25 protein-coding genes are annotated in these 24,097 nt (G+C 58.0%); 6 read left to right on the forward strand and 19 right to left on the reverse strand.

Annotated elements, in window-relative coordinates:
- Positions 1-114 precede the first annotated feature (114 nt).
- The 4 genes from MWR57_RS10955 to ahcY all read left to right on the forward strand — a co-directional run bounded on the left by MWR57_RS10955 (position 115) and on the right by ahcY (position 4,759).
- Positions 115-999, forward strand: coding sequence for a hypothetical protein (locus MWR57_RS10955; protein ID WP_423124856.1), 885 nt, complete (start codon positions 115-117; stop codon positions 997-999).
- Positions 1,000-1,004: 5 nt separating this feature from the next.
- Positions 1,005-1,952 (forward strand): ketopantoate reductase family protein, encoded by a 948-nt coding sequence (locus MWR57_RS10960; protein ID WP_423124857.1) that lies wholly within the window; start codon positions 1,005-1,007, stop codon positions 1,950-1,952.
- Between the two features lie 126 nt (positions 1,953-2,078).
- The gene (gene metK / locus MWR57_RS10965; protein WP_423124858.1) at positions 2,079-3,251 is read left to right on the forward strand and encodes a methionine adenosyltransferase; all 1,173 of its coding nucleotides are present in this window, start codon (positions 2,079-2,081) and stop codon (positions 3,249-3,251) included.
- Positions 3,252-3,385: 134 nt separating this feature from the next.
- Positions 3,386-4,759 (forward strand): adenosylhomocysteinase, encoded by a 1,374-nt coding sequence (ahcY, locus tag MWR57_RS10970; protein WP_423124990.1) that lies wholly within the window; start codon positions 3,386-3,388, stop codon positions 4,757-4,759.
- 81 nt (positions 4,760-4,840) lie between these two features.
- Here the strand turns inward: ahcY and MWR57_RS10975 are convergent, their stop codons facing one another.
- From MWR57_RS10975 to MWR57_RS11015, 9 genes are all read right to left on the reverse strand, one after another.
- The gene (locus MWR57_RS10975; RefSeq protein ID WP_423124859.1) at positions 4,841-5,851 is read right to left on the reverse strand and encodes a radical SAM protein; all 1,011 of its coding nucleotides are present in this window, start codon (positions 5,849-5,851) and stop codon (positions 4,841-4,843) included.
- Positions 5,836-6,345, reverse strand: a complete 510-nt coding sequence (locus tag MWR57_RS10980; protein ID WP_423124860.1) for a hypothetical protein — start codon at positions 6,343-6,345, stop codon at positions 5,836-5,838. Before MWR57_RS10980 ends, MWR57_RS10975 begins: the two co-directional genes overlap by 16 nt.
- 337 nt (positions 6,346-6,682) lie before the next feature.
- The gene (locus MWR57_RS10985; RefSeq protein WP_423124861.1) at positions 6,683-7,369 is read right to left on the reverse strand and encodes a YkgJ family cysteine cluster protein; all 687 of its coding nucleotides are present in this window, start codon (positions 7,367-7,369) and stop codon (positions 6,683-6,685) included.
- A 7-nt stretch (positions 7,370-7,376) separates the two neighbouring features.
- Entirely contained in the window at positions 7,377-8,174 is a 798-nt protein-coding gene (locus tag MWR57_RS10990; RefSeq protein WP_423124862.1) for a biotin--[acetyl-CoA-carboxylase] ligase, read from the reverse strand.
- A 319-nt stretch (positions 8,175-8,493) separates the two neighbouring features.
- On the reverse strand, positions 8,494-9,105 hold the full coding sequence (gene wrbA, locus MWR57_RS10995; RefSeq protein WP_423124863.1) for an NAD(P)H:quinone oxidoreductase: 612 nt from the start codon (positions 9,103-9,105) through the stop codon (positions 8,494-8,496).
- A gap of 131 nt (positions 9,106-9,236) precedes the next feature.
- A complete protein-coding gene (locus MWR57_RS11000; RefSeq protein ID WP_423124864.1) occupies positions 9,237-9,956 on the reverse strand; it encodes a response regulator in 720 nt (239 codons plus the stop codon).
- Between the two features lie 23 nt (positions 9,957-9,979).
- Positions 9,980-10,474 carry a chemotaxis protein CheD gene (locus MWR57_RS11005; protein WP_423124865.1) on the reverse strand — a complete coding sequence of 165 codons (495 nt, stop codon included), beginning with the start codon at positions 10,472-10,474 and terminating at the stop codon, positions 9,980-9,982.
- A gap of 131 nt (positions 10,475-10,605) precedes the next feature.
- Positions 10,606-11,367, reverse strand: a complete 762-nt coding sequence (locus MWR57_RS11010) for an exodeoxyribonuclease III (protein WP_423124866.1) — start codon at positions 11,365-11,367, stop codon at positions 10,606-10,608.
- A 138-nt stretch (positions 11,368-11,505) separates the two neighbouring features.
- Positions 11,506-12,186, reverse strand: coding sequence for an endonuclease III domain-containing protein (locus tag MWR57_RS11015; RefSeq protein WP_423124867.1), 681 nt, complete (start codon positions 12,184-12,186; stop codon positions 11,506-11,508).
- 408 nt (positions 12,187-12,594) lie between these two features.
- On the opposite strand from MWR57_RS11015, the gene MWR57_RS11020 reads away from it, so the two are divergent.
- Complete coding sequence (locus MWR57_RS11020) at positions 12,595-13,581, forward strand: sulfite exporter TauE/SafE family protein (protein ID WP_423124868.1); 987 nt, start codon at positions 12,595-12,597, stop codon at positions 13,579-13,581.
- A gap of 54 nt (positions 13,582-13,635) precedes the next feature.
- Positions 13,636-14,079: a DUF1634 domain-containing protein gene (locus MWR57_RS11025; protein WP_423124869.1), complete on the forward strand. Its 444-nt coding sequence runs from the start codon at positions 13,636-13,638 to the stop codon at positions 14,077-14,079.
- 208 nt (positions 14,080-14,287) lie between these two features.
- Here the strand turns inward: MWR57_RS11025 and MWR57_RS11030 are convergent, their stop codons facing one another.
- From MWR57_RS11030 to MWR57_RS11075, 10 genes are all read right to left on the reverse strand, one after another.
- Positions 14,288-14,674 (reverse strand): response regulator, encoded by a 387-nt coding sequence (locus MWR57_RS11030; RefSeq protein WP_423124870.1) that lies wholly within the window; start codon positions 14,672-14,674, stop codon positions 14,288-14,290.
- 1 nt (position 14,675) lies between these two features.
- On the reverse strand, positions 14,676-17,390 hold the full coding sequence (locus tag MWR57_RS11035; RefSeq protein ID WP_423124871.1) for a PEP/pyruvate-binding domain-containing protein: 2,715 nt from the start codon (positions 17,388-17,390) through the stop codon (positions 14,676-14,678).
- A gap of 198 nt (positions 17,391-17,588) precedes the next feature.
- Entirely contained in the window at positions 17,589-18,287 is a 699-nt protein-coding gene (locus MWR57_RS11040; protein ID WP_423124872.1) for a hypothetical protein, read from the reverse strand.
- Positions 18,284-19,597 (reverse strand): sulfite exporter TauE/SafE family protein, encoded by a 1,314-nt coding sequence (locus MWR57_RS11045; protein WP_423124873.1) that lies wholly within the window; start codon positions 19,595-19,597, stop codon positions 18,284-18,286. The genes MWR57_RS11040 and MWR57_RS11045 overlap by 4 nt, the downstream gene beginning before the upstream one ends.
- 181 nt (positions 19,598-19,778) lie before the next feature.
- Positions 19,779-20,198 (reverse strand): response regulator, encoded by a 420-nt coding sequence (locus tag MWR57_RS11050; RefSeq protein WP_423124874.1) that lies wholly within the window; start codon positions 20,196-20,198, stop codon positions 19,779-19,781.
- Between the two features lie 25 nt (positions 20,199-20,223).
- Positions 20,224-21,903 carry a sensor histidine kinase gene (locus MWR57_RS11055; protein WP_423124875.1) on the reverse strand — a complete coding sequence of 560 codons (1,680 nt, stop codon included), beginning with the start codon at positions 21,901-21,903 and terminating at the stop codon, positions 20,224-20,226.
- A gap of 181 nt (positions 21,904-22,084) precedes the next feature.
- Complete coding sequence (locus MWR57_RS11060; RefSeq protein WP_423124876.1) at positions 22,085-22,387, reverse strand: helix-turn-helix domain-containing protein; 303 nt, start codon at positions 22,385-22,387, stop codon at positions 22,085-22,087.
- A 24-nt stretch (positions 22,388-22,411) separates the two neighbouring features.
- A complete protein-coding gene (locus MWR57_RS11065; RefSeq protein WP_423124877.1) occupies positions 22,412-22,864 on the reverse strand; it encodes a response regulator in 453 nt (150 codons plus the stop codon).
- A 43-nt stretch (positions 22,865-22,907) separates the two neighbouring features.
- Entirely contained in the window at positions 22,908-23,411 is a 504-nt protein-coding gene (locus MWR57_RS11070; RefSeq protein WP_423124878.1) for a DNA-binding transcriptional response regulator, read from the reverse strand.
- 23 nt (positions 23,412-23,434) lie between these two features.
- On the reverse strand, positions 23,435-23,731 hold the full coding sequence (locus tag MWR57_RS11075) for a hypothetical protein (protein WP_423124879.1): 297 nt from the start codon (positions 23,729-23,731) through the stop codon (positions 23,435-23,437).
- Between the last annotated feature and the right edge of the window lie 366 nt (positions 23,732-24,097).

Below are 24,097 nucleotides of genomic sequence, written 5' to 3' on the forward strand. Positions count from 1 at the left end.
AACTTTTTTGCCGGGGGAATTGTCTTAAAAAATACATGTTGGCGCACGGCGGAATGGCTGCCGTGCGTTTTTTCTTATTTTGAAATAACGAGCAGTGGGAGGAGCATTGAGCGTATGGGCGAGGCAACGAAGTGGCGGAGTTTTTTCGTGAGCGGATTATGTCTGGTGGCCTTGGTCGCCTGCAGTAGTGAAAAGCCGGAGACCAAGGCTGTGGAGCAGACTGCGGCGGAAGACGGGACTCAGCAGGCGAAACCCGCCGGCTTGATCCAGGGCAAGGCCAAGGAGGTGCTTGCGGGAGGCGGTTTCACCTACATTCTGATTGGAACTGAAAAGGGAGATACTTGGGTGGCGGTCCCGGAAACCCAGGTTGCAGTGGGTGAGGCATGCACCGTTGCCGAAGGACAGATCATGCGGGATTTCCCCAGCAAGAGCCTGAACCGCACTTTTGCCGAGCTGGTTTTTGCCCAAGGTCTTGAAGGCAAAAAAACGGAGATGGGCAATGGCGCCCATGGCGGAGAAGCGGCAGCGCTTCCCGCGGGCCACCCGGCAACGCCTGGAGCATCTGCGACCGGAGGTTCTTTCGGCGCAGCCATGCAGAAGGAAACCGGTGCCGCGCCTGGAGCCGCCGGAGAAACAGCCCCGGGCAGCAGCAAGGCCGTGGTGCCTTTTGTGGAATTGAAGATTGCCAAGGCTGCCGGCGACAATGCCTTCAGCGTTGGGGATATCTTTGCCAAGGCCACGAGCCTGAACGGCAAAAAAGTGAAGATCAAGGCGCAGGTGGTCAAGTTTTCTCCCCAGATTATGGGGAAAAACTGGTTGCACCTGCAGGATGGCACCGGCGATCCCCTGAAAAACACCCATGATCTGGTGGTGACCACGGCGGGCAAGGCGGAAAAGGGCGATATCGTCACGGTGGAAGGCGTGCTTGCCGCGGATAAGGACTTCGGCGCCGGATACAAGTATGCGGCCATTGTTGAAGATGTGACCATCACCCGTTAATCACAATGCGGGACATCCCCTCCCACAGGGTCGCCATCGTCGGGCCGGGCGCCCTGGGCTGTCTGTTGGCGGCCTCTCTCGGCCGGATCGGCGTGGAAATTCGGGTGCTGGATCATGACAGCCATCGGGCTGGACTGCTCCAGCACTCGGGCCTTACCCTTGAGCAGGGAGAGCGTCTCGAACATTTTCCCATCCAGGCCACGGCCGATCCCTTGCGGATCGGGCCGGTGGCTCTGGTTCTGCTCTGCGTGAAATCTCCGGCTCTTCCCCAGACCCTCCCGTCGTTGCTTCCCCTGCTCACAAAAAACACCCTGCTGCTTGCCTGGCAAAACGGCATTGGTCATCTCCCGGTTTTGCAGGAGGCAGAGCTTCCCTGCTCTGTAGCCTTGGCGGTTACCTCCCTGGGCGCGAATCTGGTTGGCCCGGGGCGGGTGCGTTTCGGGGGGGAGGGTGCAACACATTTCGGCTTTCTGCGCGAAGCTCCGCAGGAGGCGAAGCCGGCCTTGCAGGAAACGGCGGAACTCTTTCGGAAGGCAGGCTTTGAGGTGCGGGTTGCGGAGGATATCCTGGCCCAGATCTGGAATAAACTCCTTGTCAACGTGGGAATCAACGCCCTCACCGCCATCCATGGCTGCGAAAACGGCGCGCTGCTCGGCAACCCCGAAGCGCTTCAGTTGATGAGGGCAGCAGTGCGGGAAGCGGTCGAAGTCGCTCTGGCCAAGGGGGTTGCCATTGCTCCTGATCCGGTGGCCCGAACCATCGCGGTCTGCCGGGCCACCGGATCCAATATTTCCTCCATGCTCCAGGATGTGCGGCATGCAAGGCAAACCGAAATAGAGGGTATCAACGGCGCCGTGCTGGAAGAGGCCCGGCGCCTGGGGATTCCGGCGCCTGTCAACGCCAAACTTTTTGCCGCGATCCGGGGGATGGAGCAGAGCTATCTGCCGGGATAAAGGGGATCTTTTTACGGTGCTTTTGTTATGATTCTCCTTGACAACTTCCTGTATTCCAATAAAAGTGCAAAGTTTAGAGGCTGCGCGGCAGCCTGTTTTTTTTATCGAAAATTATGAGGAGTTGGAATGTCAAATTATCTCTTTACCTCGGAGTCTGTTTCAGAAGGCCATCCGGACAAGGTTGCCGACCAGATCTCGGATGCGGTTCTCGACGCCATCCTTGCCCAGGACCCAAAGGCCAGGGTCGCCTGTGAAACCCTGGTAACCACCGGCATGGCTCTGATCGCCGGCGAAATCACCACCACCGCCTGGGTGGATATGCCTTCCGTGGTCCGGGAAACCGTGCGGGAGATCGGCTACAACTCTTCCGATATGGGATTTGACTGGCAATCCTGCGCGGTGCTCACCAGCATCGGCAAACAGTCCCCGGATATCGCCCAGGGCGTCAACGAAGGAACCGGCCTCGACCTGGATCAGGGCGCCGGCGACCAGGGGTTGATGTTCGGCTATGCCTGTACCGAAACCAAGGTTTTGATGCCCATGCCCATCACCTATGCCCACCGGCTTGTGAAACGCCAGGCCGAGGTGCGCAAGGCAGGCCTGTTGCCCTGGCTGCGTCCCGATGCGAAAAGCCAGGTCACCATCGAATACGAAAACAAACAGCCCAAACGGGTCGAGGCCATTGTTCTCTCCACCCAGCACTCCCCGGATGTTGACTACGAGGATCTCAAGGCCGGGGTCATGGAGGAGATCATCAAGCCCATCATCCCCGTGGAGATGGTGGACAAGAACACCAAGTATTTCATCAACCCCACCGGCCGGTTTGTCATCGGCGGCCCGGTCGGCGACTGCGGGGTGACCGGCCGCAAGATCATCGTTGATACCTATGGCGGCATGGGCTCCCACGGCGGCGGCGCTTTTTCCGGCAAGGATCCCTCCAAGGTAGACCGGTCCTCCTCCTACATGGGCCGCTATGTGGCCAAGAACCTGGTGGCCGCCGGGATCGCCACCGAGCTTGAGGTGCAGATCGCCTATGCCATCGGCATTTCCAAGCCCGTTTCCATCAACGTCAACTCGTTCGGCACCGGCAAGATCAGCGACGAGCGGATCAGGCAGCTCATCAACGAGCATTTTGACCTGCGGCCCAAGGCGATCATCCAGCACCTTGACCTTCTGCGGCCGATCTACAAAAAAACCGCGGCTTACGGCCACTTTGGCCGGGAGCGGGAAGAGTTCACCTGGGAGCGCACCGACAAGGCCGAGGCTTTGAAGGATGCCGCCGGAATCAAATGTAAATAATCACGACCCATCCCGCGCCACGGCGCAGTCAGGAGGAAACACCGATGAAGGCACCAGTAAAAAAAGCACCTGCCACGAAGAGTCCGGCAAAAAAGGCTCCGGCAAAAAAGCAGGGCGATTTCAAGGTTGCGGATATGAGCCTGGCCGATTGGGGCCGCATGGAAATCCGCATCGCCGAAACCGAGATGCCAGGCCTCATGGCCCTGCGCGAGGAGTTCGGCAAAAAGAAGCCCCTCAAGGGCGCGCGGATCTCCGGCTCCCTGCACATGACCATCCAGACCGCGGTACTGATCGAGACCCTGGTTGCCCTGGGCGCCCAAGTGCGCTGGGCCTCCTGCAACATCTTTTCCACCCAGGATCACGCTGCCGCCGCCATTGCCGCGGCCGGCATCCCGGTCTATGCCTGGAAAGGGGAAACCATCGAGGAATATTGGTGGTGTACGGAAAAGGCCCTGACCTGGCCGGACGGCAACCCGCCCAACATGATCCTCGACGACGGCGGGGACGCCACCCTGCTGGTGCATAAGGGCGCTGAATTCGAGAAGGCTGGCAAGGTGCCTGCGGCCAAGAAGGGTGACAACGAGGAGTGGCAGGCCGTGCTCGCTGTGCTCAAGCAGGACTTCGCCGCGGACAAGAAAAAATGGACCAACGCGGCCAAGGCCATCCGTGGCGTGACCGAGGAAACCACCACCGGGGTGCATCGCCTCTACCAGATGGAGAAGGGTGGCTCTCTGCTCTTCCCGGCCATGAACGTCAACGACTCGGTGACCAAGTCCAAGTTCGACAACCTCTACGGCTGCCGCGAATCATTGATGGACGGCATCAAGCGCGCCACCGACGTGATGGTGGCCGGCAAGCTTGCGGTGATCTTAGGCTACGGCGACGTGGGCAAGGGCTGTGCCCAGGCCTTCCGCGGCTTAGGCGCCCAGGTGTGGGTAACGGAGATCGATCCGATCTGCGCGCTTCAGGCAGCCATGGAAGGCTACCGGGTGATGACCATGGAAGAGGCCGCTTCCCAGGGCGATATCTTCGTCACCTGCACCGGCAACGAGAAGGTCATCAACCACGCCCACATGAAGGCGATGAAGGACGAGGCCATTGTTTGCAATATCGGCCATTTCGATTCCGAAATCGATGTCGCCTCCCTGCGCAAGTACAAATGGGAGAACATCAAGCCCCAGGTGGATCACATTGTTTTCCCCGACGGCAAGAAGATCACCCTGCTGGCCGAAGGGCGGCTGGTGAACCTGGGCTGCGCCACCGGCCACCCCAGCTTCGTGATGTCCGCCTCCTTCACCAATCAGGTGCTGGCCCAGATCGAACTGTTCGCCAATGCCAAGAAATACCAGAAAAAGGTCTATGTGTTGCCCAAGGTGCTGGACGAGAAGGTGGCCCGCCTCCATCTCAAGAAGCTTGGCGTGCATCTCACCGAGCTGTCCAAAGCGCAGGCCGCGTATATCGATGTGCCTGTGACCGGCCCCTACAAGCCGGACCATTACCGCTATTGATGCATAGTTGTTCCGGCAACAAAAAATGGCGCCTCCCGGCAGGGAAGGCGCCATTTTTTGTTTGTTGCGCTCTTGCCCCGCTTACCGGAAGCAGGCGAATTCCGGCCGGAGATTGTCCTCAAGGGCCACGCCGTCTCCGGAGCTTCTAATTTTATAGCACGGAGGATACGGGGAATTCCTCACCGTGTGGGCATCCCGGGAATTCCAGACCTCTGCAAAGGGTTTTTCCGCGATGTTGCCCATTTTGGAGAAATCTTTCGCTATATCGCATCCCAACATGTCGAATTCAGGGGTGATCTCGATTTTTGTCAGCCCGATGGAGCAGCTCCGGCAGCTAAACGTGGCATTTTTATGGAACTCCCAAGACTCGTGGCTTTCTTCCTCTCCGTATGACCGGAGCATGATGCGCAAGGAAGGAAGGAAGAGATCAGGGGGAAATTTTTTCGCATGCGCATTCAGCCGCATCCAAAAATCATATGCTTGCGAATCGGTGATCAATAGCTCCGGATGCTTGAGTGACCGGTCGGTGCGTTGAATATTAAGGAAATGGAAGCGTTTCACATGTGGATACAACTCGTCGATGATCAAATGAGCGCTGTCGATATTCACACTGCTGAGGACGCATGATATCTGGAGCTGCAAACCGCATTTCGCGAGATGCTTGATGTTTTGCAGTACGGTTTCTCCCATCCCCCTCGTCAGATCGTTAATACGCGGGTCTGGGGAATCGAGGGAAACCTGGAGGATCATTTTCTTCCCCTCCGCAATCCCGGCAAGTCGCGAGGCCTTCTCCTTGTCGAGCAGCACGCCATTCGTCAGCACCCCCATTTGCATCCCGCTGTCGAGGATTCGCTGAATAACTTGGAATATCTGCGGGTGCAGAAAAGGTTCTCCCCCGGCGATGGTTATATCAAAGACGCCCAAGTCCCGGAATTCATCCACCAGCATGAACAGCCTTGCCGGATCCATGTAGATGTTTCGTGAGGCGTCCGCATAGCAGTATTTGCAGGCGAGATTGCATCCTCCCGTAATCCAGAGACTGGCGGTGAGCGGCGCTTTCAGTGGGGCCCGGTAGGCTATATCGTTGTCCATAGTCCGGCGCCTTTAAGAAAACTGACAAATGATTCCATATCGTCTGCGGCAAACTGTGCTGATTTAAATGTTTTCAATTTTGCCGCGGGAGTTTTTTTCATTTCTTCGAGCAGTTTGTATCCTGGCGCATTCAGCTTGTACACCCGGTCATTAACCGGGTCGAGAACAAGGCCGCCAAACTCTTCCTTGCGCATGATGAGCTTGGCCATGACATCTTCGCCCGGTTTCACTCGCGAAGAGAAGGAGGGGGCCTTGGTATAGTCTTGCACCCACTGGTTGTGTATCCACTGGGCGGACCAGTCGTTTGCCATCCCCGCGACTTTTTCCTTGAAGGTGTTGCTGGCCACAGCCTCTCTGGATATCAGCTTTCCGGCAAGGTCCTTGCGGACTTCGGAATGGCGTTCAAGAAAGGTCACATGCCCCTTGCCCACGGGGAATTCTTGATTCATTGAGTACAGATACAATTCAATTGTCGGTTTTTGCTGCTTAGCCATTTCCCCCCCCTCCTTGTTCGATGTTGAAAGCAAAGAGCGAACCTGCGGTTTCTCGAGGCATCGCCATTCATCCCATTGAAATAGCGGTGTTTTTAAACGTTGCTATTTCAGGGCTCCGCCGTGGCTCCATGGCGGTCTGTGGATATATTACGTTAGGAAAATACGACTTGTCAAGATGCCGGAAGTTTTCCGCACCGGTGCATTGCATGCTGGCGAAGAAGGGGATGAAGCGAGGTCTGCTTGGGCGAAATGATGTACACATGCATCGCGCGTGCCGGATGGAACGGTGGAAGGGGAGGGCGGGCCAGGCGTTAGCCGGGTTACTTGTGGAATTGGCTCATGGCCGCGCAGCCTGAAGCCATTGGGCAAAGCTCTGGCCGTTGACCGTTCTGGCATGCAATCCTTGAAGAAGCGGCTCGACCAGGCTGTGTTCGTCCGGGGCGATGAGAAGGCCGGGAATGGGCGCCGTTGGTTCGCCATATGCGTCAACCTGCCCTGTGTTCAGCCCTGCCAGTAGTTCCACCATGGTGGACCAGCGCCCGCCGTTATCCAGATGCTCAATGTATTGCAGCAGGGCGGTGGCGCCGGCGAGATATCCCGGCGGCATCTCCGCCACCCCGCTTGCGGCGCAGGAATCCAGGGAGGCAAAGAGTCGGCAGCCAAAGGGCCGCACCGGGTAGATGCCACAGCTTTCCTCCTTGAGAAACGGGCAGGGGCGCAGATCCCAGCTTTCCGCCTCTTCCACGGACTCGCCCCGGAGATGGGCGCCGACAAAGGTGTTGGTGGTGCACTGCACCCTTCGGTTCGCCGCAGGCTGGAATGCGGGGGCAGCCAGCTCGGATCGTCGCCCAGCCTCGGCCAGAAACGCCATAATCCCATCCCCTTCCAGGCTGGTCATGGTGACACTCCGGGTGCAGCAGGTGGCGCACCCCTTGCGGCAGGCAAAAGTGAAGGTGCTCGCCCACTGTTCAAAGGCGTCATAGAGCGTGGCAAGCAGCAGGTGTTGGATCGGGCGGGGAATCATGGCAGAGTTACTCCTGCGCCAGGGAGATATCCCCGGAGATAACGGAATGGACTTGGCCCTGACCATCCCGGATATGGAGGAAGCCCTCATCGTCCGGGCCAAGGGAAATGCCGGTGATGATGCTCCCCTGGGTGTTCACCCAGGAGACCTGTAGCCCGGCGTGGATATCCCGTTGCCGCCATTCGGCCAGGATACCGGGAAAATCACCCTGTTCCAGTCGGGCTACCACCAGGTCCAGTTCGCCGAGAATGGCCGCAAGCAGAGGGCCGCGTTCGAGGGGGACGCCTGTTTCCGCGAGCAGCGAAGTGGCTTTGGCGCGCAGCTCGCCTGCAAGTGCTTCTGCCGGGGTATTCACATTGAGGCCGATGCCGATCACCACCGCGGTCTGCCCTACACCGCCTACGGCCTGGGTTTCCGTAAGGATGCCGCCGCATTTTTTGTTGTGCAGAAAAAGATCGTTGGGCCATTTCAGCCCCGGTCGGCACGAGGTATGGCTTTCCAGCGCCTTGCACAGGGCAAGGCCCGCGGCCAGGGTGAGCTTGGGGAAATCCTGCGGGGCAAGATGCGGGCGCAGGATCAGCGAAAAATAGAGCCCGGTTCCGGGGGGCGAATGCCAGGTTCTGCCCGCAAGGCGGCCCCTGCCCGCGTTCTGGCTGTCGGCCACGATTAGGGTGGAGTCCGGGGCGCCGGTGTTGCTCAGAGCCAGGGCGAGATCGTTGGTTGAGCCGGTGTTGGTGAAAAAGTGGACCGGGTACCGGCCCAGCTCGCCGGTGAGGATCATGGTTTGCCAGATATCGTCGGGCATAGGTATTACAAAATCCTCTTTCAGATTTTTATTGCCAAGCAATCGTAGTAATTGCGGTAATAGGCTTCGTTTTTCTGTTCATTTCTTTGTTTGCCCAAAGAAACGAACCAAAGAAAGGGCACCCTGTGTCCCTTGTCCCGCCGTAGGCGGGATGCCCTGTGCTCCTCGATGCTGCCGGAGGGTTGCAAACTCGGCTACGCCTCAAACAGTGCAACCCTCTTTTTCGGCAGCCTCTCCGGTGCTCGGCTACGGGCCAATGGGATTTTGACTGCATATGAAAACAGAGTACTAATAGCAAGAAGATTTCAGCTTGTGCCGCTCAAGCCGCCAGCTTTTTGGCGATCTTGGCAACGTGTTCGCCCTGGAATCGCGCCCCTGCAAGCTCATTCTCGCTGGGAAACCGGCTGCCGTCACCTCCGGCGATGGTGGAGGCGCCATAGGGGGAGCAGCCGGTGATTTCCGTCGAGGTCATCTGGCCCTGAAAGGTGTAGGGCAGGCCGACGATGACCATGCCTTGATGGAGCAGGGTGGTGTGGAAGCTTAAAATCGTGGATTCCTGCCCGCCGTGCTGGGTATTTGAGCTGGCGAACACGCTGCCCGGTTTGCCCACCAGACCGCCCTTTACCCACAAGCCTCCGGTGGCATCAAGGAACTGCCGCATCTGTCCGCACATGTTGCCAAAGCGGGTGGGGGTGCCGAAGATGACCGCATCCGCCGCGCCCAGTTCGTCTACCGTGCAGATGGGCACCTGTGCCTGCTGCTTCTGCGCCGCGGTCGCGCCCATCTTCTCTAGCACCGACTCGGGAAGCGTTTCCGGGACCCGCCGTAGCTCAGCCTCGGCACCCTCAACCAAGCGAACCCCTTCCGCGATAGCCTGCGCCATTTTGTGGATGTGGCCGTACATTGAATAATAGACGATGAGTACCTTCATGGTGACCTCCGTGGTTTGCTGCTCAAGTTTGCAAGCGCAACGGTATGGGCTGAAATTTCTGGTGGATGCGAGAGAATAACCCGACATGGTGTGCGGAAAAATCCATGCGGAAGGACGCTACGGGAAAACCTTCACAGCCTCCGGCTGGATTCGGCGATAATTTTATCCAGAAAAGTTTCTTCCGCACCACCCTGCACTGCGGCCTCTTTCATCTGCTCGGCCCAGCCGGCAATTTGACTCAACGCTTCCCGCTGTTCGAGGATGATGTTTTCCCAGGCCCGCCGTTCATGAAAAAAGGCATCGATACCATCCTGTACTACTTGTAAAAGCGCGGTTTTGGTTTCGGAACTGAGGCACTGGCTCACCCCTTTCTGCTCCTCGATAATACTGAGGAATTTTTCCCGGAAGCTGTTGTGGGATGCAATGGTGTTTGCGGGGTTCAAGGTCTGTTGATAGGAAAGAATCCGTTCAAGTTTTGCCTTGATATCCTCAGACCGCACCGGCTTGGCCAAATAATCGAAGGCGCCAAGCCGCATGGCTTCTATGGCCGATTCCACAGTGCTGAAACCGGTTACCATGATAACCGCACAGGCCGGGTTGGACTCCTTGGCGAATTTGATGACATCAAGGCCTCCCTCCGTGGCATGGTCGGTGCCGGGCATGTTTTTGTCGGTCACCACGGCATGGAATTGCTGATCACCCAAAAGCGAGATGGCCGAAGCCGCATCATGGGCGGTCATGGTTTCGCAGTTCTGTCTTTCCAGCCCAAGGCGGATAACCTCTCGGGAAGTGGGTTCATCATCAACGACCAACACGCGTATTTTGAGATTCATGTCCACTGGCTCAACCATTGATTTCTCCTTCAGTGCACGGACTACAAGGGTCTTTCCTTCCTACCCGGTGATTTGACCGAAACATGACCGCTCTCAATATATAACGTTACGGTGCGGGGAACAGTGCCGCCCGTATCCTGGTTCACTACAGGTGTACGCAGGCGTTGCAGACTCTTCTCTATTTCCATGACAAGCCTTTTTCCGAGGTGAAAAGGATTCTTGATTTTTATGACAGCGGCCCCACCGACCAATTTGGCCACAATCCCCGAATTATCCGCTGAATAAAGGCCTGCGGCGGCACTCACTTCGTGCAGCAGCAAAGGGACGGCCGAACTGGCATAATATCCCTCTCCGCGACTTTTCCCATAATGGCAAAGTGGATCCGGCAGGGCAATATGGGCAAGCCCCATGGTGTTTGTCCTCGGATGGTGCAGGATCAAAGCAACGCAGGAACCAAGGGAATAGGTGCGCAATATATCTTCAGGATTATTGGAGACGGCCCAGCCACCGATTTCCACCACCGTGAGATTACCCATGCCATTTTCCGTGTCAATTAACCCTTAAATGATTATTACCACTACTGTAAGTGATATCATATCCGCTACTGGTCAGAAGGAAAAACTCTCAGGCAAAGACAGACGGTTGGCCATGTAATAACAAGAAGTTGTCAGCGGAATCCGAGGAGAATCGGGCAGTGATCCGATCCCATTATATCATTTAAAATAGCAGCCTCGGCCACTCGGTTTTTACTCTTTTGATCCACACAGAAGTAGTCGATCCGCCACCCGATATTCCTGGCCCTGGCGTTGAAGCGGTAGCTCCACCAGGTGTACTGGCCCGGCTCCTGGTTGAACATCCGGAAGGTGTCCACGAACCCAGCCCCTAAAAACTGGTCCATCCAGGCCCGTTCCTCCGGGGCATAGCCCGGATTCTTTTCGTTCTGTTTGGGGTTGGTCAGGTCGATCTCCTTGTGCGCCACGTTGAAATCCCCGCAGATCACCACCGATTTTTTTGCGGCCAGGGTGTTGGCAAAGGCCAGCAGATCGCGGTTGAACTGGAGCTTGTAATTCATGCGCAGCAGGCCGTGCTGGGAGTTTGGGAAATAGGCGTTTACGAAGAAGAAGTCGCCAAACTCCAGGGTCAGCACTCGCCCCTCATAGTCGTGATCCTTGTGGTCGATGCCGTAGATCACCGACAGGGGCTGTTCTTTGCTGTAGGTCGCCACTCCGGCATAGCCTTTTTTCTGGGCGGAAAACCAGTAGGCGGTGTAGCCGGGGATGTTTTTGACCGATTCCGGGAGTTGCTCCGGCAAGGCTTTGATCTCCTGGAGCGCCACCAGGTCGGCGTTCAGCCCGGCGATGATCTCTACAAAGCCTTTTTTCTCCACGGCCCGTAGGCCGTTGACATTCCACGACACGAATCTCCGCATATCATCCTCGGTTGTTTTTTGATGGGGCTCGTAAAAACGGCCCTTCGACAGGCTCAGGGCGAACGGACATTGTCTTGCTGTAATTGTATTGATATTCCGTTCGTGCTGAGCCCTGTCGAAGCACCTGCTTGAAGTAAATTACATTTTTTTGCTCCGTCCCGGTACTTTTCTCGGCCTCACCCCGATCCTCGGGCAATACTGGGCGATGACGCAGCGGTCGCAGTGGGGACCCACCGGCTTGCAGGTGCCCTGGCCAAAGGCCACCAGGGTGGAGTTGATGGTCAGCCAGTACTGAGGCGGCAGCTTTTCCCTGAGCGCCATCTCCGTTTCCAATGGGGTGTGGGTTTCCACATAGCCCCAGATGTTCATGATCCGGTGCACATGGGTGTCCACGCAGATCGCCGGTTTCTTGAAGGCCACCGCCACCACCAGATTGGCGGTTTTTCTCCCCACCCCGGGCAGCCGTGTGAGGGCTTCGACCTCGTCGGGAATTTTGTTGCCAAACTCGCTGGCCAGCACGCTTGGCAGCCGGGAGAGGAAACCGGCCTTGTTCTTGTAAAAGCCCACCGGGAAGATCAGCTTGGCAATGCGTTCCTCGCTGAGTGCTGCCAGCCCGGTCAGGTCCGGCGCTTCCTTAAAAAGTCTGTCTGCGGCCTTGGCCGTGGTTTCATCCTTGGTCCGGGCCGAGAGGATGGTGGCCACCAGCACCTTGTACGGGTCCTTGGTCTGCACGGCGATGAGATCGACAATGGGCACGGCATACCCGGCAACCTCCTTGGTGAGTATCTGCAGAACCTTGGGCAGGGAAAATTTCATCATGTATTCCTGGGGGAAAATGTTGCACAATGCAGCGTATGGGTATGATTACGCAGCATTTTTCGCCGATGATGCGTAATGCAACAGCCATGTTTCAGAGATGAACAGTTTTTTCTTGACAGCATTTTTGGAGAGCAGTAAGCATACCGAAAATTTTTAGAAATAACCACAGTCAGGGAGCAGGGCAAGGCGTCTGTCCACCCCATTCAGCGAAGATAGTCCCTTCTGTAGGCAAGTGTTCACAGTGCTGGTTCTTTTTTTAGGGGCCGTTAGAGATAACCCATACATTGTCCCCGATTTCGTTACGGCCCCTTATGCCGATCACGAAATGCCAATGTCTCAGTTATTTTTCCATAACGGCGCAGATATTTTTTTATGTTGTTTTTAGGGAAAACTAGGGAGGAAACAAGAATGCAAGGAAACATTAGGGAAAAGGTGGGGGTGCTGTTCGTCTCCCTCATGTGCGCCATCATGCTGAGCCCGGCCTGGGCTCTGGCAAGCGAAGTGGTTACCATGGATCAGATTCCGGCCGCCGGTGATCCGGGTTGGTGGAAATGGCCGGTAATTCTGCTGTTCGTCACCTTTGTCATGGGCATCATCGCGGTGCTTGGCGGGGTTGGCGGCGGGGTGCTCTTCGTGCCGATCATCGGCGGGTTTTTCCCGTTTCACCTTGATTTTGTCCGCGGCGCCGGTCTGCTCGTGGCCCTGTGCGGCGCCCTGGCCGCTGGCCCCGGCCTGCTGAAGGCCAACCTCGCCAGCCTGCGTCTGGCCATGCCGGTGGCGCTCATCGCCTCCACCATGGCCATTGTCGGCGCCATGGTCGGTCTGGCCCTGCCCACCCACATCGTCCAGCTTGCCTTGGGCGGCACCATCCTCGGCATCGTGGCCATCATGCTCACCGCCAAGAAATCAACGGTTCCCCATGTTCCCCAGGCGGACGCGCTTTCCACCGCCCTGCGCATCACCGGTGTTTTTTATGAGCCGACCACTAAGGAAGAGATCAACTGGAAGGTTCATCGCACCATTCCCGGCCTGCTGACCTTCATCATCATCGGTTTCATGGCCGGCATGTTCGGTCTGGGCGCCGGTTGGGCCAACGTGCCGGTGTTGAATTTGATGATGGGCGCGCCGCTCAAGATCAGCGTGGCCACCTCCAAGTTCCTGCTCTCCATCACCGACACCTCCGCCGCCTGGATTTATTTTAACAAGGGCTGCGTCATCCCCATGATGGTTGTGCCGTCGCTCATCGGCATCATGCTGGGTTCCTTTGTCGGGGTTCGCTTGCTCAAGGTTGCCAAGCCCACTTTTATCCGCTGGATGGTTATCGCCATTCTCCTCTTTGCCGGCCTGAAGGCGGTGCAGAAGGGTTTGAGCACCATGGGCGTCAGCCTGTTCTAGACGCGGGAACGGGAAGGGTTTTAACTAATAGTTTATTTCACGGAGGATTGTCTCATGTCGCAACATACTACCCAAGCAACTGAAGAGCAGGTGCTGTACGCCGCTATTCTTGAAAAAGGCATGTACGCCGGATTGGCCCTCATGGTAATTACCTTCGCCCTGTATGTGCTGGGCGTCATGCCGTCGGTCGTGCCGGTGGACGAGATCTCCATCTACTGGAGCCAGCCGGTGCATGACTATCTGGTGGCCATCAACACCAACTTTTTGCATTGGGAAAACCTGCCCACCGGCTGGTCTTGGCTGAAACTCCTTCGCTATGGCGATTTCCTGAACTTCCTGCCCATCGCCATCCTGTCCGGGATCACGATTGTCTGCTACCTTGTCATCACCCCGGGGCTGTTCGCCCGCAAGGATAAGGCCATGGCAATCATGGCCCTGGCCGAGGCGGTTATTCTGACCCTGGCTGCCAGCGGCCTGCTTTCCGTCGGCGCCCATTAACTGTCCAGCAGCACCACATCTGCTTTGTCATCGGCCTGCTCGTGTGCACTCGCACACTTCGCAGGCCTCTTCCGCGCATCTGCGGCGCGGCTGAACAGTTACGGTTGGGATGTTTCAGTCTTGTTTTTTGATTGAACTGAATAGTTACCCGAAAAATAGATTTCGATTTTTAAAGCCATCCTGCCTTGCGCGGGGTGGCTTTTTTGTTTCAAGCCCCAGGCTGTCGGCTTTCCCGGTGGGCGATGGCGATCATCTCCACCAGGGTTTCCAGGTCGATGGGTTTGAGGCAGTAGTCGCTGGCCCCGGATTCCAGGCCGTGCAGCCCCGTTTCCATGGAGGCGTGGCCGGTCAAGAGGATGACCGGCAGGGTTGGCCATTTTTCCTTGATCTCCCGCAGGCAGTCCATGCCGTCGCGGTCCGGGAGCATCACATCCAGCACCACCACCTCGGGCCAACCCGAGGCAATAGTCTCCAAACCTTCGGCGCAGGTGAGGGCGGTTTTCGCCGAGTAGCCGCGGCGGATGAGCCTCTTGGCGGTTGTCTCCACGAAATCGATTTCATCGTCGATGAGCAGGATCTTGAGCGGTTGGTCCATGTCATGCCTCCGGTGTTGTTTTGTCCATCAGGGTGCGCAGGTCGGCCATGATTTTTTGGTGGTAGCTTGCGGCCATGTCCTGGTCCGCCATGATCATGTCGATCTGGCGGGTGTGGATCAAAAGGTAGCCGAGAACCTTCAACCGTTCCAGCAGATAGGGTCCCGGTTTTTTTTCGATCCGGGCGGTCATGGCGTCCACCTTCTGTTCCACCCTAAAGCCGAATTCGCTTAATATCTCGCTGATCAGTTGAATGCGCAGCAGACGGCGGTCTTGGTCCGCCGCCCCACCCTTGAACTGGAAGCTCACATAGTTTTCCGTGAGATACTTCCCCAGATTCGCCTCCACCAGGGCGAAATGGTAACCGAGCCGGACGCTGAGGTTGCAGAAGTTCTTGGAGATGAGAAAGTAGTTCTTGGCGGCCATGGCCGAGCGCACCGCCGGGTCGAGATTGGGGTTTCGCGTGGACTGAAAGATGATGGAGCCGAACCCTCCCAGGCTGACCGGCGGTGGCCCTGCCCAGGGAAAAGCCGTCATTCCCTGCCAGATGGCCTGCATGGGCGCGGAGGTGATATGGTTGAGGTCGATATAACGGCTTTCCGGGTCGAAATCCGGGGTAAAGCCGTCGTCGAGATCGATCACCCACCATTGGGAAGGCGCATCCACCACCAGTTGTTTTGCCGCCTTGTCGTCAAAGCCGTACCGTTCGCCAAAGGTGAACATCTCCACCACCGCCTTTTCGTGGCAAAAGCGGGTGAGATCGTGCAGGGTTTTGCAACCGTCGGGCCGGAAAAACGGGGAGGCTGGATCGGTCAGGTTAAGCGGGGTGATGTGGGCCAAGGCCTGGGTGAGCACTTTGTACACCGGGCTTCCGGCCATGAGATTGGGTTTGGGCGGGGCCAGGGCCAGCAGGGATTCGATCCTCCCTGCATAGACCTTGCCTCCGGTGGCGTCCACCGTAACCAAACTGTTGTTTTCCAAGGTTGCCAGGGCCTGTTTCATGCCGAAAATCGCCGGAACCCCGAATTCTCGAGCCACGGTGGCAAGGTGGGCTGCCGGTTGGCCGGTTTCGCTGACCACGGCCACGGCCCGGTTGAGGAGGCTGGCCCAGTCCGGATAGGGCGTCTCGATGACCAGCACCGCACCTTTGGGAAAGCGCAAGAGGTCGAGGTTGGAGCGCACCATGAACACCGGGCCGCAGCCGACGCCCTGGCTGGCGCAGACTCCTCCGCTCAGAAGCGTTAAGGGGTCACATGGCACCGCATCTCCTTTGTCATCGGCCTGTCCGCATACTTGCTGCATAGCGGGCAGGCCTCTTTGTCGGACACTTCTGCCGACAATTGACACGCGGATCTGCGGCACCGTGTGACTGCTTATTGAGGAGTTGTCTTGCCCCCCTTCAGAGGCGGGGCGGCCAAGGGGACGGCTTTGCAAAATATAGAGCAGGCCGCAACGGTCGATGGACCATTCGATATCCTGGGGGGTGCCGAAATGTTCCTCCAACCGCACCCCGGTGGCTGCCAGCTCTGCCGCCTGGAGTTCGGTGAGGGCCAGGGGGGAGTGCGAGAGTTCTTCGGCGGATTGCCGGTGCAGGATGGGGTGGGGCGGGGTCCGGCTGACCCGGAACTGCTCGGTGGCCCCGCTGCCGTCCACCACCGTGGCGGCAAGGCCGGGCGCCGCCTGGATGATGACATAGGGGCTGCGCGGATCATCCGGGGCACGGGAATAGAGCACTCCGCTTATGGCGCCATCCACCATGCGCAGGCAGCCGACGCACATGTGTACGTCCAGATTCCGGTAGCCCCGCTGTTGCCGGTAGACAATGGCCTGGCTTTTGTATTTGCTGGCCACGATTTCCTTATAGGTCTGGACGACAAATTCGCGGCTGACATTGAGCTGGGTCCGGTACTGCCCGGCAAAGGAGACGTTGGAGCTGTCCTCGCCCAGGGCGCTGGAACGCAGGGCAACCAGCAGCTCTTCTTCGGAGCTCGTGGCGAGCTGCTGGTGGTGGGCCAGGATCGCTTCTTCCAGTTCGGGGGATAGCGGGGCATTGCTGATCAGGTTTTGAATCCCCGCGCTGACCGTGTAGAGCTCTTCCAGATTATCCAAATTCAGCCCTTTCAGGCGGCGGTTGATCTCAACCTGCAACGCATCGGCCTCAATGAAATGGCGGGAGGCTGTTGCCGTAATGACAAAGCCATCCGGGGTTCTCAGGCCGAGCCGGTTTCTGACCTCGCCCAGGTTGGCCATTTTTTCCCCGACCTGATCCACGGCGGAGGCATCCACCTCCGCCATGGTCAGGATAAGCGCGCCCTCCGCGCTTGGGGAACGGAGGGCGATGACCTGCTCGAGCTGTTTGGTGATGGCCCGGAATGGCTGGTCCAGCTCGCTATACCGGCCATCGGCCAGTCTGGTCAGGTGGTGGATCATTTTATAGATATTGACGGAAAGCGCGGTGCAATTGCCCCGGACAAAGGCCATGCCGAAGGACCGGCCCGCGGTGAGGGCTTGTTCCATCTCGGCCATCAGTTCCAGGGCGTTGTTGTTGGCGGTGAGCAGGGCGCGGAAGTCTTTGTAATGGGCGCGGAAGGCCGCCTGCAGCTCGGCGGGCTTCAGCCTGGGCTTGGTGCGGAAGAGCGAGGTCAGTCGGTCAAGAAAGAAGGTCATGTTCTGGTCGCCTGCGTTGGGCTGCTCTGGGAAGTCGTTGCCTTTCAGCATAATGGAAGCAGGTCCATCGAGGGAATAAAAAAGAAAAGCGGGGAAAAAGGAAAAAAGATAACGCACAGGCGCAGAGTCGCAGGAACGGGTGAATTTCACAAGAATGCATTTTTGCGCCTTCGCGTGGTCTTTTTTCAGCCCCGCGTGCCTCGGAAGGATGCCTCCCGGGACACGCGGACAAATCAACAGGGGGTTTTTTTAATGCTCAAGCTTGAGCCCCCATCCTTCAAACATGAAGAGGATGGCAAACCCGAACCACATGGTGTAGATCACATAGCCAATCAGGGAGAAGATCACCAGCACCGCTTTGTCCTTGATGCTTTGCGCCTCGATTCCGTAGTAGTTGTAGGCTGGCTCAACGGTTTTGGTTCGCACCTGATAGAGTATCTTTGATTCCTTGAATTTCTTCTGCTTGGTCAGACTTTTTTCCATGGATTTCAGGGCGTTGTACCAGTCAAACATCACCTGCTTTTCGTTTGCCCCGTATTTGGCGCTCACCGCCTGGCCGTCATTGGCGAACATGGCGTCCGCGTCCGCGAGCACCGCGGTGATGATGCCGCCGAGATCGCCGCTGACCGTGATCTCCTGTGCGCCGGCCTGCACCTCTGCCCCGGCCTGCTGCAACAGGCTGGTCAACCGCTCGGCGGAAAGAGTCTCATCGGTTTTAATGTTCAGGCTAATAATCTCCCCCCTGTAGGCTTCGGCATTTTCCCTGATAACAGGAACATAGTATGACGATTTTTTGGAAATGGAGTTGTACATGTTGTCCATGTAATCCAGCATATTCACCTTCTTATCCGGGCCGGGATACAGCGGCGAGAGAAGGATGGCGAAAACGATCCAGAAACCGGCCATCATCACCAGGCCGCCCCCGAATTCTTTTTTATTGGCAATCATGAGTGTGCCTCCTTGGTGATATGCGCGTCACCCTCTCCCTTGAGGGTTTTGATATTGGTGAAAAAGATGTAGAAAACCCAGATGGCGAAGGCGCCCAGCACCACAAAGAAAATATAGGTACCCACGGTCTCGAGAAGTTTGCCGGTTTCCTTGGACATGGAGATCACCTCCATGCTGGCCAGTTTTGAGGGCAGGGCAAAGGCCCGGTTGACAAAGCCGGCCGAGGTGGCGATGGCGTAAAGCCCGCAGATGGTGACGCCGCTGACCACCTTGGTGATCAGGGAGCCGATCTGGATGCCGACCAGGGAGCCAAGGAGCATGCCCATGGCCAGGGTGTAGAAGATGAAGCCGTAGACCGCATACTGGGAAAGCCCGGCGTAGCCGGCGGTGAAGATGATCTGGAAGATGTCGGTGCCCACGGTGGTGGCCGAGGAAACGCCCAGCACATAAACGAAGATCGGGAAGGTCAAAAAGCCGCCGCCCACGCCCATGATGGCCGCGGCCAACCCGACGATGAAACCGCTGAGCACCAGGAAGAGCCAGGAGATCTTGCGGCCCCCCGGGGTAACGCCTTCGTCGAACTGGATCATGGGAGGCAGGTTGACGCTCTGGACCGTCTGGGCCAGATTGGTCAGGCCCGAAGCGCTTGCCGCGCTGGAAGCGGAAGCGGTCTTGGCGGGCTTAGCCTTGCGGGTCTGGCGGAAAAAATCCATCAGCGCGTAGGAGCAGAGAAAGCCCAGCATCAGGACATAGATGGTGGTGATGAAGGCGTCGCTCAGCACCGGGTTCATTTCATACAGGGTGCGGTTGACCCAGCCGCCGATGGTGGCGCCGCCGATGGAGCCGATCAGGAAGACCACGGCCAGGGCCACGGAAACATTGCCCAGCTTGCGGTGCAGGACGCTGCCCATGATGGCCTTGGCAAAGATGTGGAACAGGTCGGTGCCCACGGCGAGGATGCCCTTGACCCCGACGCTCATCAGGGCCGGGGCGATAATGAAGCCGCCGCCCGCGCCGATGCAGCCGGTGATCAGACCGGCGACGATGCCGACCCCGATGGAGGCGAAGAAGATGGTGGGGGTGTAGAAGGCCGGGGCATAGGCGTTCTTGCCGCCGAGCATGCCGGGCAGCTTGCCCACAACCTCGTCGGCAAAGGCTATGCCGCCGATGAGGATGGGAATGAGCAGCAGGCCGAGGATGATCAGCCGCCTGCGGTCTCGCAGGATGGTGTTTGAGATGTCCATTTCCCATTTCGCGTGGGCGCGGGCGCCCGCCATCATGAAATGGTGCAATTGCCTGAAGAACTTCATAGTTGTACTCCTCCCTTGTTGAATAATAAAAGTAACTGTCCCGCAGCACCGCATCTGCTGTGTCATCGGCCTGCTCATGTGCAACAGCACACTTTGCAAGCCTCTTCCGTGTATCTGTGGCGTTGCTGAACAGTTACAGCGCGTATTTTTTGTCCAATTCCGGCATCAAGCTGGAGAGTCATTAATACAAGACCTCGGTTCCCCTTGGTTGCAGTGTTCGTGAATGTTCTTGTGGGCCGCGGTCCCTGGCCGCCTGGAGTTTCTCCAGCAAGGTTTCAAATTCCACCGGCTTGAGCAGGTAGTCAAAGGCCCCGTTTTTGATGCCCTCTTCTCCTTCGCTGGCCGAGGCGTGGCCGGTGAGGATGACCACCCGGCTTTGGGGGCGGATCTTCTTGATTTCCCGGAGAACCTGGCCGCCGTCCATGTCCGGGAGGCGCATATCGAGCAGGATCACGGCAAAGTCGTTGGCCGCAACCCTGGCGACGGCCGCGCTGCCGCACAGCACTCCTTCTCCGGCCCAGCCCCGCTTGCGCAGACGTTGCACCAGGGTGGAGACGAATTCCTCTTCATCATCAACGACCAGAATGGGAAGTTCCGTCATTTCCGTTCTCCTGTTTCGATGCGTATCAGGCGGGCAGCGGGAAATGGACGCGGAAAACGCAGCCGCCCTGCCTGCCGTTGCGCACCTCGATACCCCCGCCGAGCCGTTCGACGATGCTGTACGAAATGGCCAGTCCGATGCCGGTGCCGCTTCCCGCCTTTTTGGTGGTGAAGAACGGCTCGAACACTTTTTTCAGACCCTCTTCCGACAAGCCCGGCCCGTTGTCGGCAAACTCCACTGCAAGCTGCCCGTTGCCGCGGCTGGTGCTGATGGTGACCGCGCCGTCATTGCCGATGGCGTCGAAGGCGTTGTTTAAAATATTGAGAAACACCTGCTGCAACTGGGCGCTGTCCGTGGTGATCGCAGGGAGGGCGGGGTCGAGGTTGCGCCGGATGGCGATCCGGTGATTGGCCGCCTCCTTTTCAAGGAAAGAGACGGTTTCCTCCACCAGGGTGTTGATGTTGGCCGGCGCTTTCAGCCCATCGGTGGAGCGGGAGAAACCCAGGAGCCGGTGGGTGATGGTGCTGGCCCGCTTGACCTGGGCCTTGATCTTGGCAAAGGCGGCCCGGTATTCCTCGCTGTTTTTCAGGCTTGCCGGATCTTCCTCCTCCAGAAGTTCGTTCAGCCAGCCGGCCTGGTCGCCGATGATCTGCAGAGGGTTGTTGATTTCATGGGCCACATTGGCCGCCATCCTGCCGACCAGGGCCATTTTTTCCGAATTGCGGATGCGGTCGTAGAGCATCATCCGCTGCTGGTCCGCATCCTCCACCTTGTTCATCATGGAACGGACCAGGAAGGTGGCAACACCGAGGATGAGCAGGGCGGCGCAGGCGATGATCAGATGATCGCGCTGCCGGGCCCGGTAAAAATCGGCGAGCGATGTTTTGATGTCGGTTTTCAGCACCAGGGTCCAGGCGTTGTTTTTCATGCCGGTGGTGGCGTACAGGGCACTCTGGGAGTGGTGGATGGTCAGATCGCCTCCCGTGGCAAGCAACCCTTTTTCCCCGGCGGGAAGGGCGGTGAGCCCCAGGCGGCTCGGGGTCTGCAGCTCGCCCTGGTGGTTGAGGATAAAGGCATCCCCGCCCGGCCCTACCTCGGCGCTGGCCAGCAGGGCGTTGAATAGCCCGGAATTGATCGTGGCCCGCAGAACCCAGGAGCGGGTGGGGTCGGTCACCGCCACGATGAAATGCGGCACCCCCCGGTAGCCGGTGAACACATCGCTGATGTACCTGCCGCTCTGCATGACTTCGGCGAACCAGCGCGTTTCGGCGTAATTCTTGTCCTTGAGATCCTCGGCAAAGGGGCCGACGTAGTTGCAATGGCTGCCGTCCTGGGCGATGAGGCCGAGGTCGACGATGACTCCCTGGCGGTTCATGGCCTGGAAGAGTTTTTCAAGGTTGCCGGGGGTGCGCAGCCAGGCAAGGTCGTAGAGTTCCGCGTAGCCGGCCAGCATATTTTCCTGGCTGTCGAGGAAGAGGTCGATGATCTCCCTGCGGCTGTTCGCCAGGCTGGTCAGCTCAACGGTGGTTTTGTTCAGCCAGGACTTTTGGTAAAAATGGGAGGCGGTCCAACTGATGAACAGGAGGGGGATAATGGCCACCAGAATGACCACCACGACAAAAAGCCGCTTCTGCCGCGCATAGTAGGACTCACGCGAGCGGACCGTAAGGGCGCTGCCGGGGATGGTGGCGGTGTACATCTTCATGGCCGGTAACTGCTCAGCAGCACCGCATCTGCTTCGCAGTCTCGCTGCGCTCGCTTAGCTGTCTCAGCCAGCTCGCATAGGCCGACTATAGCTCGCAGGCCTGTTCCGCGCATCTGCGGCACTGCTGAGCAGTTACAGCGCTGGGGATTATGCCTATTTTTAGGCTTTAGATGGAGAGTCTTCATGGCCGGTCGGCATATTTCTGAAGCGGGGACGGGGAGGAGGCGAGGCTTTCCAGCCTTTTCAGTTTGCGCCAGAGGGAAACCCGATCTATGCCCAGCACCTGGGCGGCCCGGGACTTGTTGCCTGCCACATGGGCCAGCACCCGTTGCACATATTCCTGCTCCACTTCCAGCAGGGTGGGGAATCTGCCTTCCGGCGGATACCCTTCGAGCACCCCTGAGGCGGCGGCCAGGGGGCGGATCTCAATGCCTTCGCCGCTGACGATGAAGTGGCGGTTTATGGGGGAGGGTTGTTTGTGCATTCCTGTCGGCCCTGGCTGGGATGATTATTGTTTCAGCATGGTTTTGGCGGTGTCATATTCCCCCGCTTCGGCAAAGGCGGCGGCGGTGGCGGAGCTGTCCAGCAGGTTCTTTTTTGCCTGATGGGCGGTCTTGATCCGTTCCACCAGGATCTCGATGTCAACGGGTTTTTTCAGGTAGTCGAACACACCGAGGCGTCTCGCCTCGGCCTCGTCCAGGTCGTTGCCGTGCCCGGTCTGGATGATGACCTGGATGTTGGGGTAGATCTGGCGCACCCGCCGCAGCACCTCCATGCCGTCGATGCCCGGCATTTTCAGGTCGAGGACCATGACGTCGGGCTCTTTTTCGCCCACATAGCCCAGGGCTTGCTCGCCGTTGAGCGCGGTCTTGCTGCCAAGGTCCCGCAGGTCAAGGCGTTCCGACAGGGTTCTGATGAAATCTTCCTCGTCGTCTACCAGCAGAATTTTGATGTCGTCCATGATGTCCTCAAGGTCGGTTGGCGGGCAGCAGTGGTGGGCTGTCCTATGGTTTTTTCCGGTCGGAGGGGCGTTGTGCCTCCGTATCGTCCTCCAGCAAAGAGAGGGCGGTGTCAAATTCTCCGGCTTGGGCGAAGGTCGCGGCAGCCATCGCCTCTCCGAAGCGCCTGAGCAGGGATTTTTTTCCCTGCCGTTTTTTCCTCCGGCCAAGGGCGGCGGAAATGGAGTTTTTCAGGGCGGAGGTGTCAAAGGGGGCGATGAGTTCATCGGCGGCTCCGGCCTGCATCCCGGCGATGGAGAGCGGGATGTTGTCCGGCCGGTTGATGAGGATCACCTCGGCCTCGGGTATTTTCTCTCGGAAGGCGAGCAAGGGGTGCAGCGCCTCGCTGCCTGCCTGCCGGATATCGAGCAGGACAATCTCCGTTTCGAGGGGGGGCAGGGGCGGTGATTCTCTGGACAATGCCACTGTTATTCCCCAGTCCTGCAACAGCTCCTGCATTGTTTCGGCAAAGCCTGCGTCGCTTGAAACAATGAGCGCGGTCGCTTGCATGGTCGCCTGCCCGGATTCGGTTTTTATCGTGCCGATTCCGTGGCGAAAACGCCGTAGGTCATGCGGATGCCGCCCAACCCCAGCGATTGCAGAAAGTCCTCACCGCCCGGCGTCGGGAGGCTGGGGCTTCCGGCCAGGACAACGGCCTCGGCATGAAGCCCTTCTTCGGCAAAGGCGGCGGCCATGAAGATCTTTTGAAATTGGTCGATCGCCCTGCGCCGGATGGAGACCGGCGCCATGGTTTGGGCGGTTTCCCATTCTCCTGCCTCGGCAAAGGTGATGGCTGTCATCCATTTCTGAAAGGTGTTGAGTGTTTTCATGGCAACCTCCGCAAGTGTTGAGCTTTTCTCCGCGCCCTGAAACAAGCGGGCGGTGTTGTCTTGTGGTATTACAAGGATCGTGCCACTGATTAATTTTCAATGAAAACAGTATGTTGTAAAAACTAGGCGACATGGCAAAACAAGGGGTAGAAACATCATGGAACGTTTGGGAACAGTCGGCGGGCGTGGGATGAAACAATGCCGTTGCCGAAGAGCCCAATTGCTCTGGCGTCGGGAAGGGCGGCAAACACAAATCATGATTTGGTTGCTTGTGTGGTGCGGAAATGATTGATCTTGGCGGAGTGCTAAAAAGATATTGACTTCCCGGGCCATGGTGTTGTATCTGAAACATGTGGGGACAATTTG

This window comes from Hydrosulfovibrio ferrireducens (assembly GCF_046883345.1).
Taxonomy (GTDB): domain Bacteria; phylum Desulfobacterota; class Desulfobulbia; order Desulfobulbales; family Desulfurivibrionaceae; genus Thiovibrio; species Thiovibrio ferrireducens.